Source organism: Thermobispora bispora DSM 43833 (assembly GCF_000092645.1).
In the GTDB taxonomy this organism is placed as follows: Bacteria; Actinomycetota; Actinomycetes; order Streptosporangiales; family Streptosporangiaceae; genus Thermobispora; species Thermobispora bispora.
Genome location: NC_014165.1, coordinates 1,553,180 through 1,566,676, shown reverse-complemented (window position 1 = coordinate 1,566,676; position 13,497 = coordinate 1,553,180). Strand labels below are relative to the sequence as shown.

Genomic DNA, 13,497 nt, shown 5'->3' with positions numbered 1-13,497 from the left:
AGGCTAACGAGCGGGATGCGGCCGGCCAACACTAGGGGCGGCGGCCCACTCCCCCGAGCACCGCCATGATGTCCGCCCGCGGCGGCAGCGCGTCCGGCTCGGGCCGCCACTCGTGCACCGGGACCAGGCCGGGTTCGACCAGCTCCAGCCCGGCGAAGAACCGCTCGATCGCCGCCCGGGGCCGCGCCTCGAACGGGGCGTTGGCGTTGCCGTACACGTTGCCCGCGGCCGCCATGATCTCCTGGAGCGAGTCGGAGCACACGTGGGAGATCACGATGTAGCTGCCCGGCGGGAGCAGCTCGCGGTAGCGCGCCACGATCCCGGCCGGGTCCTCCTCGTCGGGGATGAAGTGGAGGCAGGCGACCAGGAGCAGGCCGACCGGCCGGTCGAGCGTGAACCGCTCGGGCAGCATGGCGAAGATCCGGTCCGGGTCGCGCAGGTCCGCCTCGAGGAACTCCACCCGCGGGTCACCGGCGAGCAGCGCCCGGCCGTGCGCGGCGACCAGCGGGTCGATGTCCACGTAGACCACCTCGGCGTCCGGCGCCTCGGCGAGCGCGATCTCGTGCACGTTCCCCTGGGTCGGCAGCCCGGTGCCGAGGTCGAGGAAGCGGCGGACGCCGCACTCGCCGGCGAGGAACCGGACCGCGCGGCGCAGGAAGAGACGGTTCTCCAGCGCGGCCTCCTTGACGTACCCGCGCGACAGCTCGATCACCTTCTCCGCCGCCGCGCGATCGGCCGGGAAGTGGTTCTTGCCGCCCAGGTAGTAGTCGTACATCCGCGCGACGTTCGGGACGTCGAAATCGCCGAGACGCTGCTGGTCCGTCACCGCTCACTCCTTGATCCGGGTTTGACGCCGTTTTACCGGATGCGGTGTCGGTGATCTTACGCCCGCGGGCCCGCCCGCCACAGGGGTTTCCCCGATCCGTCACCGGCCTGCTCTCGTTCCGCCGCCGCGCGGCCGGCGATCGGGCGCGGTGGTCCCATCGGCCGGAGGCGCTCGGCCCCCTGGCCACGCCGCGGTGGACGCGGGGCCGGCGCGGCCCGTGCCACGCGGGCCGGCGATCGGCTCCATGGGCGCCGGCGGGCGCGGGCGGCCGTCCGCTCCCCCTGGACCGCTGCGGCACCGGACCGCTCGCCCCGCCCGTGTGCCGGCCGGTCCCCGGTCACGGATCGAGCGAGCGCAGGTCCTCGGGCGTGTCGACGTCCGCCGGGTCACCGGCGTCGTCGCAGGGGACGAGCGTGACCAGCTCCGGGTGGGCGCGCAGGAACGGGCGCGCCCCGACGTCGCCCTCGGCGAGCTCCGCCACCTCGGCGAAGTGCTCCCGGGCGATGAGCACCGGGTTCCGCCCCACCCCGCCGTAGGCGGCGACGGCGACCGTGGCCCCGGTGTGGAACGCCGCGATCAGCCGGGCGATCGCCGCGGGCCGGATCAGCGGCTGGTCCGCCAGCGCGATCACCGCGGCGCGGGCCGAGCCGGGGAGGGCGCGCAGGCCGGCGCGGAGTGATGAGCCCATGCCCGTGGCCCAGTCCGGGTTGCACACGGTGATCGCGCCCCGGACCGGGACCAGCACCGCGCCGAGCACCACCACGACCGGATGGCAGCCGCCCTCGGCGAGGAGCCGCGCGCCCCGGTCGGCGAGCCGCTCCCCCCGGTACTCGACGATCGCCTTCGGCGTGCCCAGCCGGCTGCCCCCGCCGGCGGCGAGCAGGACCCCCGCCACCTCGCCGTGCCGGCGCCCGCCCGCGGTCATGCCGCGCTCTCGCGGTGGATCGGGCCCTCGGTCGTGCGGAGCGGCCGCCCGGTCCCGCCCCACCGCGTCATGATCAGCTCGGCGGCGATGGAGACCGCGGTCTCCTCCGGGGTGCGCGCCCCCAGGTCGAGCCCGATCGGCGACCGCAGCCGGGCGAGCTCTTCGTCGGTGAGCCCGGCCTCGCGCAGCCGGGCCAGCCGGTCCTCGTGGGTGCGCCGCGAGCCCATCGCGCCCACGTACGCGGCCGGGGTGCGCAGCGCCACCTCGAGCAGCGGCACGTCGAACTTGGGGTCGTGGGTGAGCACGCAGATGACCGTCCGCTCGTCCACCCGGGTGCGGGCGAGGTACCTGTGCGGCCACTCCACCACGACCTCGTCCGCCTCGGGGAAGCGCTTGCGGGTCGCGAACACCGGGCGGGCGTCGCAGACCGTGACGTGGTACCCGAGGAACTTGCCGATCCGCGCGACCGCGGCGGCGAAGTCGATCGCGCCGAAGACGAGCATCCGCGCCGGGGGCGCGAAGGAGCTGACGAAGACCTGCACCTCGTCCTTGAGCCGCTCCCCCTGCGTGCCGTACCGGCGCAGCCCGGTGATCCCCTGGGCGAGCATGCCGCGCGCGTCGTCGTCGACCGCCCGGTCGAGGCCCGGCGACCCGAGCGAGCCGGTGGCGCGGTCCGGCCGGACGACGCGGCGGGCGCCGGTCCCCGGCCCGGCCACCACCGTGGCCACGGCGATCGGGTCGCCCTCGGCGACGGCCGCGGCGACCTCCCCCAGCTCGGGGAAGGTGTCCCGGGAGACCGGCTCCACGTAGATGTCGATGATCCCCCCGCAGGTGAGGCCCACGGCGAAGGCGTCGTCGTCGCTCACCCCGTACCGCTCGAGCACCGGCCGCCCGCTGGCCACCACCTCGCGGGCGAGCTCGTAGACCGCGCCTTCGACGCAGCCGCCCGACACGCTGCCGACCACCTCGTCGCCGCGCACGGCCAGGGCGGCGCCGGGCGGGCGGGGCGCGCTCCGGTAGGTGTTCACCACCGTGGCGAGCCCGAAGACCTCCCCGTTCTCCCACCACTCCATGAGCTGCGGCAGAACGTCACGCATCGGAACGCACCTCCCGAAGGCCACGTCCGTTCCTTGGGGTGCGGCGGCCCCTGCGACCGCCCCGCCCGCCGGCGAGCAGGCCGGCCAGGTTCTCGAAAGCGGCCAGGCTGTGCCCGGCCACGAAGTCGGAGACGTACGGCAGCGCGGCCCGCATCCCGGCGGTGAGCGGCTGGTAGGCCGGGTCTCCCTTGTGCGGGTTGACCCAGATCACCCGGTGCGCGATCCGGGAGAGCCGGGCCATCTGCGCGCCGAGCAGCTCGGCGGAGCCGCGCTCCCACCCGTCGGAGGCGATCACGACGGTGGCGCCGCGCGGGAAGGGCAGCCGGAGCAGGGCCTTGAGCTCCTCGCCCAGCCGGGTGCCGCCGCTCCAGTCGGGGATGGCGGCCGAGCAGGCGTTCATGGCCCTCTCCGGGTCCCGGTGGCGCAGCTCGGCGGTGATCCTGGTGAGCCGGGTCCCCGCGCTGAACACCTCGGTCGCCCGCGGCTCGGCCTGGACCATGGCGTGGGCGAAGCGCAGCAGGGTGTCCGCGTAGGGGGACATCGAGCCGCTCACGTCGACCACCAGGACGACGCGGCGCGGCCGCGTCCGGCGGGCCCGGCGGCGCAGCCGGGCCGGCTCGCCTCCGCTGCGGACCGCCTCCCGCACCGTGCGGCGGACGTCGAGGTCGCCCCGGTGCGCCGGGCGGAGCCGCCGCGACACCCGCGGCTCCCGGGCGCCGTCGAGCAGCGCGATCATCCGGTGCACCTCCCGCCGCTCCTCCGGGGTGAGCCGGGAGACGTCGCGGTGGCGGAGCACCTCGATCGTGCTCGCCGTGGCCGGCACCACGCGATCGGTGCCGTCCTCCGACCCGCCCGGGTCCTCGGGCGAGCCGTACGGCAGGGCGACCACCCGGTCCACCCGCACCGGCGGGATACCGCGGCCGGTGCGCGGCCAGGCGCCGGAGAAGTACGCGGCGAAGCACCGGTCGTAGACGGGGATGTCGGCGGGCCCGGCGCAGAGGGTGAGCCGGCCGGCCCAGTACACGTGGCGCTCCTCGGCCACGCTGAGGTGGCCGAGCGCGGTGAGGAAGGCCTGGGTACGCTGGTGGTCGGCCGGCACCCCGGCGGACCGGAGCGCCCGGGCGAACCCGGTGAGCAGTGCGGTGATGCCCTGCGGCCGGGCCGCCCGCCCGCCGGCGTCGTCAGCCATGGCGGCCGGCCGGCCCCGGCACGGCGGGCCGGGTGTCACCGGTGCGCGCGGCCGGTTCGCGCACGCCGTCGAGGAGGCCGCCGGTGAGGACCGCCGTCTGGTCCTCCCGGTACTTGAGCACCGCGCCGAGGGTGGCGGCGGCGAGGCCGGGGTCGAGCTCGGTGGCGCCGAGGTTGAGCAGCGCCTCGGCCCAGTCGAGGGTCTCCGCCACGCCGGGCGGCTTGACCAGGTCGGCCTCGCGGAGCCGTTGCGCGGCGGCCGCCACGTCCCGGGCGAGCCGCTCGGTGCAGCCCGGCAGCCGCCGGAGCAGGATCGCCACCTCGCGTTCGAAGCCGGGATGCTCCAGCCAGTGGTAGAGGCAGCGCCGCTTGAGGGCGTCGTGGACCTCGCGGGTCCGGTTGGAGGTGATCACCACCACCGGCGGGCGCTCCGCCTTGATCGTGCCCAGCTCCGGGATGGAGATCGTGTAGTCGGAGAGGATCTCCAGCAGGAACGCCTCGAACTCGTCGTCGGCCCGGTCGATCTCGTCGATGAGCAGGACGCTCGGCTGGGTCTCCAGCGCCCGCAGCAGGGGCCGGGCGATGAGGAAGCGCCGCTGGTAGATCTCGTCCTCGAGCGCGGCCGCGTCGGTGGCGCCCGCCGCCTCCGCGGCCTTGAGGTGGAGGAGCTGCCGGGCGAAGTCCCAGTCGTAGAGGGCCTGGGCGGCGTCGATGCCCTCGTAGCACTGCAACCGGATCAGGGGTGCGCCGAGAACGGCGGCGAGCGTCTTGGCGAGTTCCGTCTTGCCCACGCCGGGCTCGCCCTCGAGGAGGAGGGGCCGCCCCATCTTCAGCGCGAGGAAGACCGCGGTGACGAGCCCGTCGTCCGCCAGGTAGTCGTGGTGATCGAGGACTTCCGCCAGCCTCGCCGGCGAGTCGATCTCAGCAACCGTGATTGTCCGCCGCAGCACACGACCAGGCTACGCCGCGGTCGCCGTCATGGCTCTGGCCGAATCCGCCAAATACCTGACGATCACGGCGAAGCCGGTTGCCAGCGCTCCGGCGTCGCCGGAACGGGGCCGGGGATCCGGAACGGGGCCGGGGACAGAGCCCGGTCGCCGGATCGGGTCCCGGGATAGAGTCCCGGGTATGGCGCTCGGCCTTCCCGCTCCCCCGGGCCTGTCCGGCACGCCCGCGGGCCGCGCCCTGACCGCGGAGCTGATCGCGCGGTGGGCGGAGCCGCACCGCCGCTACCACACCGTCGCGCACCTCCGGGCGGTGCTCGCGGCCGTCGACCGGCTCGCCGCCCACGCCGCCGACGCGGACGCGGTACGGCTCGCCGCGTGGTTCCACGACGTCTGCTACGAGGGCCGTCCCGGCTGGGACGAGGAGCGCAGCGCGCAGCTCGCCGAGGCCCGGCTGCCGGCCTGCGGAGTCCCCGCGGACCGGGTGCGGGAGGTGGCGCGGCTGGTGCGGGTGACCGCCTCCCACGCCTACGCGCCGGGCGACGCGAACGCCGCCGTGCTGTGCGACGCGGATCTGGCCGTGCTCGCCGGCTCCCCCGCGGAGTACGCGGCGTACGCGGCGGCCGTGCGGGAGGAGTACCGGCACGTGCCGGACGCGGAGTTCCGCGCCGGGCGGGCGGCCGTGCTGCGCCGGCTGCTCGCGCGGGACGCGCTGTACGGCACGGCGGAGGCGCGCCGGCTGTGGGAGGCCCGGGCCCGGGAGAACCTGCGCCGGGAGCTGGCCGAGCTGGAGCGGCCGTCCGCCGGTGGCGCCGGGCGGCCGTCCGGCGGGGAAACGGGGCGGCTATCCGCCGGAGGACCGGGGCGGCCGTCCGGCGGGGAAACGGGGCGGCTGTCCGGCGGGGGAACGGAACTTGGGCCGGCGCAGGCCGGCCGCGCGTAGCCGGCGCACCAGCTCCCGGCTGGAGACGGGCTCGGCGCCGAGCAGCACGGCCCGGCCGTAGACGGTCTCCGGCACGTCGTAGTGGTCCCGGTCGAAGGCCCGTTCGGGGACGCCCAGCCGGCGGGCGAACTCGTGCAGCTCCTCGTAGCAGCCGTCGCTCACCAGGTGCGACCAGAGCAGCCCGCCAGGGCCGGGCCAGGAGGGCGGGTCGATGAGCACCGCCACGGCGACCTCCTCGGATCTCGCGGTTCAGGGAGCACCCTAACCGAGAGATATTCCTATTGACTTGGTAGGAAATATGGGCAACCCTGAAAGTCGTCCGTTCGTCGCGTGTGAGGTCGCTCATGTCCGTTGTGCACATCGGGAACCACGCCCGGGCGCAGCCCTGGGCCGGCCCCCGCCCCCGGGGTTGGCGGCTGCCGGGGAAGCGGCTGCAGCGCTGGATCAGCCCGATCGCCGTCCTGCTGATCTGGCAGGTCGCGAGCTCCACCGGCCTGCTCCCCGCCCGCCTGCTCGCCGCCCCCTCCACGATCGCGGCGACGGCCGTGGAGCTGATCCAGACCGGGACCCTGCCGGCCGCGATCTCCGTCTCGCTTCAGCGGGTGCTCGTGGGCTTCACCGCCGGGGCCGTGGCGGGCATCGGGCTCGCGCTGATCGCCGGGCTGAGCCGGGCCGGGGAGAACGCGGTCGACCCGCTCATGCAGATGATCCGGACGCTGCCGTTCTTCGGGCTCATCCCCCTGTTCATCCTCTGGTTCGGCATCGGCGAGACGCCGAAGGTGCTCCTGGTCGCCCTCGCGGTGTCCGTCCCGCTCTACCTCAACACGTTCGCCGGGATCCGCGGCGTGGACGGCAAGCTCGCCGAGGTCGCGCAGACCCTGAAGCTGAGCAGGGCACAGCTCATCCGCCACATCGTGCTCCCCGGCGCGCTCCCCCAGACGCTCGTCGGCCTCCGGCAGAGCCTCGGCGTGGCCTGGCTCGCCCTGATCGTGGCCGAGCAGATCAACGCGGACGCCGGGCTCGGCTTCATGATCAACGACGCGCGGGAGTTCCTCCGCACCGACGTGGTCGTCGTCGGCCTGCTGGTCTACAGCGCGCTCGGCCTGCTCACCGACGCGCTCGTCCGGCTGCTCGAAAGGAGGGCGCTGTCGTGGCGGCGCGGCTTCCTGACGGGCTGACGGCCACCCGGCCGCTGGTCAGCGTCCGCGGCCTGACCCGGAGGTTCGGGGACCGCGCGGTGCTCGACGGGCTCGACCTGGAGATCCGGCACGGCGAGTTCGTCGCGCTCCTCGGCCGCAGCGGCTCGGGCAAGTCGACCCTGTTACGGGCGCTGGCCGGGCTCGACCGGGAGATCGAGGGCGACCTCACCGTCACCGGGTCGGTCGCCGTGGCCTTTCAGGAGCCCCGGCTCGTGCCGTGGAAGCGGGTACGGGCCAACGTCGCGCTCGGCCTCGACGTCCCCGACCCGGACGAGCGGGCCCGGGCCGCGCTCGCCGAGGTGGGGCTGGCCGAACGGGCGGACGCCTGGCCGCTCACCCTCTCCGGCGGCGAGGCGCAGCGGGCGAGCCTCGCCCGCGCCCTCGTCCGCGAGCCCGCCCTGCTCCTGCTCGACGAGCCGTTCAGCGCGCTCGACGCCCTGACCCGGATCACCATGCACCGCCTCGTGCTCGACCTGTGGGCGGCCCACCGCCCGGCCGTCCTGCTCGTCACCCACGACGTGGACGAGGCGCTGCTGCTCGCCGGCCGGGTCCTCGTGCTCGAGCGCGGGCGGATCGGCCACGAGTGGGCGGTCACCGTGCCCCGCCCCCGGAGCCGGGACCACCCCGGGCTCACCGCCCTCCGCACCCAGCTCCTGACCGCGCTCGGCGTGTCCCCGGAAGGAACCTCATGATCAAGAAGCTGCTCGCCGTGCTCCTGCTCGTCGCCACCGGCACGGCCTGCGCCACGGCGGGGAACGGCGGCGGCGCCCCGGCCGATACCGTGACCCTCCGCATCGGCGACCAGAAGGCCGGCTCCCGGGCCGTGCTCGAGGCCGCGGGTCTCCTCGAGGGCACCCCGTACCGGATCACCTGGGCCCAGTTCACCTCCGGCCCGCCGCTGCTCGAGGCGGTCCACGCCGGGGCCGTGGACATCGGCGGCGTCGGCAACACCCCGCCGATCTTCGCCGCGGCGGCGGGCTCGCGGATCACCGTGGTGGCGGCATTCCGGCAGAACCCGGTCGGGGCCGCGATCCTCGTGCCCGACGGCTCCCCGATCACCACCCCCGCCCAGCTCAAGGGCAAGCGGGTCGCGGTGGCCAAGGGCAGCTCGGCGCACTACCACCTGCTCGCCGTGCTCAAGCAGGCCGGGCTCTCCTTCGCCGACATCCAGCCGCAGTACCTCCAGCCGGCCGACGCGCTCGCCGCGTTCTCCTCGGGCACCGTCGACGCCTGGGCGATCTGGGAGCCGTTCACCTCGCAGGCGCGGCTCGAGCACAAGGCGCGGGTGCTGACCGACGGCACCGCCTACGTGAACGGCCTCAACTTCCAGGTCGCCTCCCCGGCCGCGCTCCAGGACCCGGCCAAGGAGGCGGCGATCCGCGACTTCCTCGAGCGGCTCGCCAAGGCGCGGACCTGGGCCATATCGCACCAATCCGAATGGGCGAAGGTCTGGTCGGCGGAGACCGGCCTGCCCCTGCGGGTGACCGAGGCCGCGGCCGCCAACTACGTCATGCGCCCCATCCCCATCGACGGCTCCGTCGTCTCCTCCGAGCAGGAGATGGCCGACGCGTTCGCGGCCGAGGGCCTGATCCCCCGCGCCATCGACTTCGCGGAGTTCGTCGACGACCGGTTCAACGACATTCTCGGGAAGGGACAGCAGTGAGATTCCATTGGTTCCTGCCCACCTCGGGCGACGGCCGGGCGATCATCGGCGGCGGGCGCGGCCTCCAGCGGGGGCACGGCCGGCCGGACGACGTGCCGTACCGGCCGCCCTCCATCGACTACCTCGGCCAGGTCGCCCAGGCGGCCGAACGGCTCGGGTTCGAGGCCGTGCTCACCCCGACCGGCACCTGGTGCGAGGACGCCTGGCTCGTCGCGGCGGCGCTCTCCCAGGTCACCACCCGGCTGAAGTTCCTGGTCGCGTTCCGGCCCGGGCTGATGTCGCCCACCCTCGCCGCCCAGATGGCCGCCACCTACCAGCGGATCTCCGGCGGGCGGCTCCTGCTCAACGTGGTCACCGGCGGGGAGGCGACCGAGCAGCGGCGGTTCGGCGACCACCTCACCAAGGACGAGCGGTACGCGCGCACCGACGAGTTCCTCAGCATCGTGCGCGGCGCCTGGGCCGGGCCGTACGACTTCAAGGGACGCTACTACCACGTCGAGGGGGCCACGGTCGCCGAGCGCCCCGACCCCGTCCCCGAGCTCTACTTCGGCGGCTCGTCGGCGGCCGCCGGGCCGGTCGCGGCGCGGCACGTGAACGTCTACCTCACCTGGGGGGAGCCCCCGGCGCAGGTCGCGGAGAAGCTCGCCTGGATCCGGTCGCTCGCCGAGCGGGAGGGCCGCACGCTGCGGTTCGGCATCCGCCTGCACGTGATCACGCGGGACACGTCCAAGGAGGCCTGGGACTTCGCCGAGCGGCTGCTCGAGCGGATCGACCCGAAGGACATCGAGACCGCCCGGGCGATCCTCGGCGAGAGCGAGTCGGTCGGGCAGCAGCGGATGCTCGCCCTGAACGCGGGCTTCCACGGCGGCTCGGCCCGGGACCTGGAGGTCTACCCGGGCCTCTGGGCGGGTGTCGGCCTCGTCCGCAGCGGCGCCGGCACCGCCCTGGTCGGGAGCCACGCCGAGGTCGCCGACCTGATCGAGGAGTACGCCTCGCTCGGGATCGAGGAGTTCGTGCTCTCCGGCTACCCCCACCTGGAGGAGGCCTACTGGTTCGCCGAGGGGGTGCTCCCCGAGCTGCGGCGGCGGGGGCGGATCAAGACCGCCGAGGAGGCGCTGCCGCTCAGCGCCTGATCCGGCGCCCGTCCCCCTGAGCCCTCGGCCGCCCCGCGGCCGGGGGCTTTCGCCGTTCCGGCCGGCCGCCGCGCCATGAGCGTCGCCGCGCACCCGGATCGGCCGGGCCCGCCGCGGAGCATCCCGGTTCGGGCGCGCCGCGCCTAGCGGTCGGGGGCCTCGCCGTGCGCGCGGATGAGGGCGCTCAGCTCGGCGACCGCCCGCTCCGCCCGCCTCCGCTCGGCGCTCTGGATGCCCATCGCGCCCACGGTGCTGCCGTCGGCCAGGTCGAGCCTCGGCCACGGGTCGCCCTCGGCCATGGTCACGTCGATCACCTGGGGCCACTCGAAGCGATGCACCCGGAGCGGATTGACCACGGTGATCCCCCGCTCGTCCGCCTCCACCCGGAGCCGGCCCAGGAGGTGGAGCACCGCGGCCACCAGCAGGCCGAAGATCACAATCCCGGCCCGGTCGCCGGTGCCGTACTCGGGCGGCAGGGTGAAGGCGAGCGCGGCCATGCCGACGACCATCACCACGGCGAGGCCGTACGCGACGATCGGGGCCCACCGGGGACGCCAGGTCAGCGGCAGCGAGGGCGGCTCATCCTCGGGCAAACGGCTCACCCCGTACGTTCACTCCTCTCCGGGCGGCCGCGTGCCGGTTCAGGAGTTCAGGCGGCGCAGTACCAGGGCCGTCTCAAGGGCGGCGATGGTCGCCTCGTAGCCCTTGTCCTCCTTGCTCCCGGGCACGCCGGACCGCGCGATCGCCTGATCAAGAGTGTCACACGTGAGCACGCCGTTTCCCACCGGGGTCGACTCGTCCAGCGCCACCCGGGTCAGCCCCGCGGTCACCGAGTCGCACACGTAGTCGAAGTGCGGGGTCTCCCCCCGGATCACCGCGCCGAGCGCGACCACGGCGTCGCAGCGCCGGGCGAGCGCCTGGGCCACCACCGGGATCTCCATCGCCCCGGCCACCCGCGCGGTGATCACCCGGGCGCCGCTGTCCTCGGCCGCGCGCACCGCCCGCTCGAGCAGCCGGTCGGTGACCTCCGCGTTCCACCGCGCCGCCACGATGCCGACGGTGAGCCCTTCGGCGTCCACCGGGGCGACGCCGGGACGCCCAGTTCCGCTCATCGGTCCTCCTCGATGGGAATGTGGTGGCCGAGCCGGTCGCGCTTGGCCGCCAGGTAGCCCCGGTTGTACGGGGTCACGGCCACGGGCATCGGCTCCCGGCCGAGCACCTTGACCCCGTAACCGTCCATGCCCCGCACCTTGGCCGGGTTGTTGGTGAGCAGCCGGGCCGACCGCACCCCGAGGTCGGCGAGGATGTGCCCGGCGTTGGAGAACTCCCGCGCGTCGACCGGCAGCCCGAGCTCCAGGTTGGCGTCGACGGTGTCGCTCCCGGCGTCCTGGCGGCTGTAGGCCTGGAGCTTGGCGGTCAGGCCGATCCCCCGGCCCTCGTGCCCGCGGAGGTAGACGACCACCCCGCGGCCCTCCTCGGCGATCACCCGCATCGCGTGGTCGAGCTGCGCCCCGCAGTCGCACCGCAGCGAGCCGAGCACGTCGCCGGTGAGGCACTCCGAGTGCGGCCGGACCAGGACGTTCTCCCCGTCGGCCAGGTCGCCGTAGACCAGGGCCAGGTGCTCGCCGCCGTCGAGCAGGCTGGTGTACCCGTAGGCGCGCCACACCCCGTACCGGTTGGGGATGCGGGTCTCGGCGACCCGGGTGACCATCCGCTCCGAGCGGCGGCGGTGCTCGGCGAGCTGCTCGATCGTGACGAGCGCCAGGCCGTGCTCGTCGGCGAACTCACGCAGCCGGGGCAGGCGCGCCATGGTGCCGTCGTCGTTCACGATCTCCGCGAGCGCGCCGGCCGGGGGCAGGCCGGCGAGCCGGGCGAGGTCCACGGCCGCCTCGGTGTGGCCGCGCCGGACCAGCACCCCGCCCTCCCGGTAGCGGAGCGGGAAGATGTGCCCGGGCCGCACCAGGTCCTCCGGCCGGGTCGCCGGGTCGGCGAGCAGGCGGATGGTCCGCGCCCGGTCGGCCGCGGAGATGCCGGTCGTCACCCCCTCCGCCGCGTCCACGGTGACCGTGTACGCGGTGCCGAGCCGGTCGCGGTTCTCCCGCACCATGAGCGGCAGGCCGAGCCGGTCGAGCGCGGTCCCCTCCATGGCGACGCAGATCACGCCGCTCGTGTACCGGATCATGAAGGCGAGCAGCTCGGGGGTCGCCTTGGCGGCGGCGAAGATGAGGTCCCCCTCGTTCTCCCGGTTCTCGTCGTCGACGACCACCACGGGCCTGCCGTCCCGGATGTCGGCGATGGCCCGCTCGATCGGGTCCAGCTGGATGTCGGTCACGCGGCCATCGCCTCCGTCTCCTGTCGCTGCACCGCGAGCACCCGCGCCTGCCGCAGCCACCCGCGGAATCCGATCAGCACCATCACGAGGAACACCCCGTAGACGAGGCCGGAGACCACCAGGCCGGAGGAGAAGGCCAGGGGGACGCCCACCAGGTCCACGGCGACCCATACGAGCCAGAAGTCGACCAGCGCCCGGCCCTGGGCCCAGGTGGCCACCGCGCTGCCGACGAAGATGTAGGCGTCCGGCCAGGGCGCCCACGAGATGTGCCAGCCGCGGGCGTTGAGCGCGGTGAACGTCAGCGCGACCGCGACCGTCCCCACCGCCATGGCCGCGCACAGCGCGGCCCGCTCCCGCGCCGTGGCCGGCCGGATCGGCAGCGCCGCGCCGTCCCGGGTGCCCTTGGCCCACTTGACCCACCCGTACACGGCGAGCACCCCGAACAGCACCTGCTTGAGCGCGTTGCCGGTGATGTGCGCGTTGACCGACGCGATGAAGAGCAGCACGGTCCCGGTGAGCTGCACCGGCCAGGTCCACACGGTCCGCTTGATCGCGAGGTAGACCGTGCCCAGCGCGCAGGCGTTGCCGACCAGGTCGATCCACAGGACGCGCTGGCCGAGGACCTCGAACCCCGCCTCCGCCCAGCTCATGCGCGCGTCCTCTCCAGGAGCCGCTCCACGTACTTGGCGATCACGTCCACCTCGAGGTTGACCGGGTCGCCCGGGCGCTTCCGGCCGAGGGTGGTGAGCTCGAGGGTGGTGGGGATCAGGCTCACCGTGAACGAGTCCCCGGCCGCCTCGACCACGGTCAGGCTCACCCCGTCCACCGCGATGGACCCCTTCTCCACCACGTAGCGGGAGAGGGCGGGCGGGAGGGAGAAGCGCACGATCTCCCAGTTGTCACCGGGCTCGCGGGAGAGCACGGTGCCCACGCCGTCCACGTGGCCCTGCACGATGTGCCCGCCGAGCCGCCCGCCGGCCGGCACCGCTCGCTCCAGGTTGACCGGGGATCCCGGCTCCAGCGCCCCCAGGGAGGAACGATCCAGGGTCTCCTTCATCACGTCCGCGGTGAACACGTCGCCCGACAGGCCGGTCACGGTCAGGCAGACGCCGTTCACGGCGATCGAGTCGCCGGCGGCCGCGCCGGCGGTGACGACGGGACCGCGGACCGCGAGGCGCGCGGACGCGCCCCCTCCCCGCTCGAGCGCGACGACCTCGCCGAGCTCCTCGACGATTCCGGTGAACATC

At 74.7% G+C, this 13,497-nt stretch carries 16 protein-coding genes; 5 read left to right on the top strand and 11 right to left on the bottom strand.

What is annotated here, in order from left to right; all coding sequences use genetic code 11:
• Positions 1 to 31: 31 nt before the first annotated feature.
• The 5 genes from TBIS_RS06945 to TBIS_RS06925 all read right to left on the bottom strand — a co-directional run bounded on the left by TBIS_RS06945 (position 32) and on the right by TBIS_RS06925 (position 4,986).
• On the bottom strand, positions 32 to 826 hold the full coding sequence (locus tag TBIS_RS06945; RefSeq protein ID WP_013131638.1) for an SAM-dependent methyltransferase: 795 nt from the start codon (positions 824 to 826) through the stop codon (positions 32 to 34).
• 337 nt (positions 827 to 1,163) lie between these two features.
• Positions 1,164 to 1,751, bottom strand: coding sequence for a nucleotidyltransferase family protein (locus tag TBIS_RS06940; RefSeq protein ID WP_013131637.1), 588 nt, complete (start codon positions 1,749 to 1,751; stop codon positions 1,164 to 1,166).
• The gene (locus tag TBIS_RS06935) at positions 1,748 to 2,848 is read right to left on the bottom strand and encodes an XdhC family protein (protein ID WP_013131636.1); all 1,101 of its coding nucleotides are present in this window, start codon (positions 2,846 to 2,848) and stop codon (positions 1,748 to 1,750) included. The genes TBIS_RS06940 and TBIS_RS06935 overlap by 4 nt, the downstream gene beginning before the upstream one ends.
• Positions 2,841 to 4,037, bottom strand: a complete 1,197-nt coding sequence (locus TBIS_RS06930) for a vWA domain-containing protein (protein WP_013131635.1) — start codon at positions 4,035 to 4,037, stop codon at positions 2,841 to 2,843. Before TBIS_RS06930 ends, TBIS_RS06935 begins: the two co-directional genes overlap by 8 nt.
• On the bottom strand, positions 4,030 to 4,986 hold the full coding sequence (locus TBIS_RS06925; RefSeq protein ID WP_013131634.1) for an AAA family ATPase: 957 nt from the start codon (positions 4,984 to 4,986) through the stop codon (positions 4,030 to 4,032). The genes TBIS_RS06930 and TBIS_RS06925 overlap by 8 nt, the downstream gene beginning before the upstream one ends.
• Positions 4,987 to 5,164: 178 nt before the next feature.
• Between TBIS_RS06925 and TBIS_RS06920 the strand changes: the two genes are divergently transcribed.
• On the top strand, positions 5,165 to 5,923 hold the full coding sequence (locus TBIS_RS06920) for an HD domain-containing protein (RefSeq protein ID WP_013131633.1): 759 nt from the start codon (positions 5,165 to 5,167) through the stop codon (positions 5,921 to 5,923).
• On the opposite strand, the gene TBIS_RS06915 is transcribed toward TBIS_RS06920, so the two are convergent.
• Entirely contained in the window at positions 5,825 to 6,148 is a 324-nt protein-coding gene (locus TBIS_RS06915; protein WP_013131632.1) for a DUF4031 domain-containing protein, read from the bottom strand. The two genes, TBIS_RS06920 and TBIS_RS06915, sit on opposite strands and share 99 nt — an antisense overlap.
• 119 nt (positions 6,149 to 6,267) lie before the next feature.
• On the opposite strand from TBIS_RS06915, the gene TBIS_RS19765 reads away from it, so the two are divergent.
• The 4 genes from TBIS_RS19765 to TBIS_RS06895 are packed head-to-tail and all read left to right on the top strand — an operon-like array spanning position 6,268 to position 9,918.
• Complete coding sequence (locus TBIS_RS19765; protein WP_013131631.1) at positions 6,268 to 7,101, top strand: ABC transporter permease; 834 nt, start codon at positions 6,268 to 6,270, stop codon at positions 7,099 to 7,101.
• Positions 7,074 to 7,814 (top strand): ABC transporter ATP-binding protein, encoded by a 741-nt coding sequence (locus TBIS_RS19760; RefSeq protein WP_013131630.1) that lies wholly within the window; start codon positions 7,074 to 7,076, stop codon positions 7,812 to 7,814. The genes TBIS_RS19765 and TBIS_RS19760 overlap by 28 nt, the downstream gene beginning before the upstream one ends.
• Positions 7,811 to 8,785, top strand: coding sequence for an ABC transporter substrate-binding protein (locus TBIS_RS06900; protein WP_013131629.1), 975 nt, complete (start codon positions 7,811 to 7,813; stop codon positions 8,783 to 8,785). The genes TBIS_RS19760 and TBIS_RS06900 overlap by 4 nt, the downstream gene beginning before the upstream one ends.
• Complete coding sequence (locus TBIS_RS06895) at positions 8,782 to 9,918, top strand: LLM class flavin-dependent oxidoreductase (RefSeq protein WP_013131628.1); 1,137 nt, start codon at positions 8,782 to 8,784, stop codon at positions 9,916 to 9,918. The genes TBIS_RS06900 and TBIS_RS06895 overlap by 4 nt, the downstream gene beginning before the upstream one ends.
• Positions 9,919 to 10,061: 143 nt before the next feature.
• Here TBIS_RS06895 and TBIS_RS06890 read toward each other — a convergent pair whose 3' ends face one another.
• Genes TBIS_RS06890 through TBIS_RS06870 form a run of 5 tightly spaced genes read right to left on the bottom strand, consistent with a single transcriptional unit; the run spans position 10,062 to position 13,496 of the window.
• Positions 10,062 to 10,520: a PH domain-containing protein gene (locus TBIS_RS06890; RefSeq protein ID WP_013131627.1), complete on the bottom strand. Its 459-nt coding sequence runs from the start codon at positions 10,518 to 10,520 to the stop codon at positions 10,062 to 10,064.
• 39 nt (positions 10,521 to 10,559) lie between these two features.
• Positions 10,560 to 11,030, bottom strand: a complete 471-nt coding sequence (ribH, locus tag TBIS_RS06885) for a 6,7-dimethyl-8-ribityllumazine synthase (RefSeq protein ID WP_013131626.1) — start codon at positions 11,028 to 11,030, stop codon at positions 10,560 to 10,562.
• Positions 11,027 to 12,250 carry a bifunctional 3,4-dihydroxy-2-butanone-4-phosphate synthase/GTP cyclohydrolase II gene (locus TBIS_RS06880; protein ID WP_013131625.1) on the bottom strand — a complete coding sequence of 408 codons (1,224 nt, stop codon included), beginning with the start codon at positions 12,248 to 12,250 and terminating at the stop codon, positions 11,027 to 11,029. The genes ribH and TBIS_RS06880 overlap by 4 nt, the downstream gene beginning before the upstream one ends.
• Positions 12,247 to 12,900 carry a nicotinamide riboside transporter PnuC gene (gene pnuC / locus TBIS_RS06875; RefSeq protein WP_013131624.1) on the bottom strand — a complete coding sequence of 218 codons (654 nt, stop codon included), beginning with the start codon at positions 12,898 to 12,900 and terminating at the stop codon, positions 12,247 to 12,249. Before pnuC ends, TBIS_RS06880 begins: the two co-directional genes overlap by 4 nt.
• Positions 12,897 to 13,496 carry a riboflavin synthase gene (locus TBIS_RS06870; protein WP_013131623.1) on the bottom strand — a complete coding sequence of 200 codons (600 nt, stop codon included), beginning with the start codon at positions 13,494 to 13,496 and terminating at the stop codon, positions 12,897 to 12,899. Before TBIS_RS06870 ends, pnuC begins: the two co-directional genes overlap by 4 nt.
• Position 13,497 lies beyond the last annotated feature (1 nt).

Excerpts from the sequence above, each read along its gene's own strand:
- TBIS_RS06940 (WP_013131637.1), bottom strand. The coding sequence starts at position 1,751 with ATGACCGCGGGCGGGCGCCGGCACGGCGAGGTGGCGGGGGTCCTGCTC.
- TBIS_RS06935 (WP_013131636.1), bottom strand. The coding sequence starts at position 2,848 with ATGCGTGACGTTCTGCCGCAGCTCATGGAGTGGTGGGAGAACGGGGAG.
- TBIS_RS06930 (WP_013131635.1), bottom strand. The coding sequence starts at position 4,037 with ATGGCTGACGACGCCGGCGGGCGGGCGGCCCGGCCGCAGGGCATCACC.
- TBIS_RS06920 (WP_013131633.1), top strand. The coding sequence starts at position 5,165 with ATGGCGCTCGGCCTTCCCGCTCCCCCGGGCCTGTCCGGCACGCCCGCG.
- TBIS_RS19765 (WP_013131631.1), top strand. The coding sequence starts at position 6,268 with ATGTCCGTTGTGCACATCGGGAACCACGCCCGGGCGCAGCCCTGGGCC.
- TBIS_RS06900 (WP_013131629.1), top strand. The coding sequence starts at position 7,811 with ATGATCAAGAAGCTGCTCGCCGTGCTCCTGCTCGTCGCCACCGGCACG.
- ribH (WP_013131626.1), bottom strand. The coding sequence starts at position 11,030 with ATGAGCGGAACTGGGCGTCCCGGCGTCGCCCCGGTGGACGCCGAAGGG.
- pnuC (WP_013131624.1), bottom strand. The coding sequence starts at position 12,900 with ATGAGCTGGGCGGAGGCGGGGTTCGAGGTCCTCGGCCAGCGCGTCCTG.
- TBIS_RS06870 (WP_013131623.1), bottom strand. The coding sequence starts at position 13,496 with ATGTTCACCGGAATCGTCGAGGAGCTCGGCGAGGTCGTCGCGCTCGAG.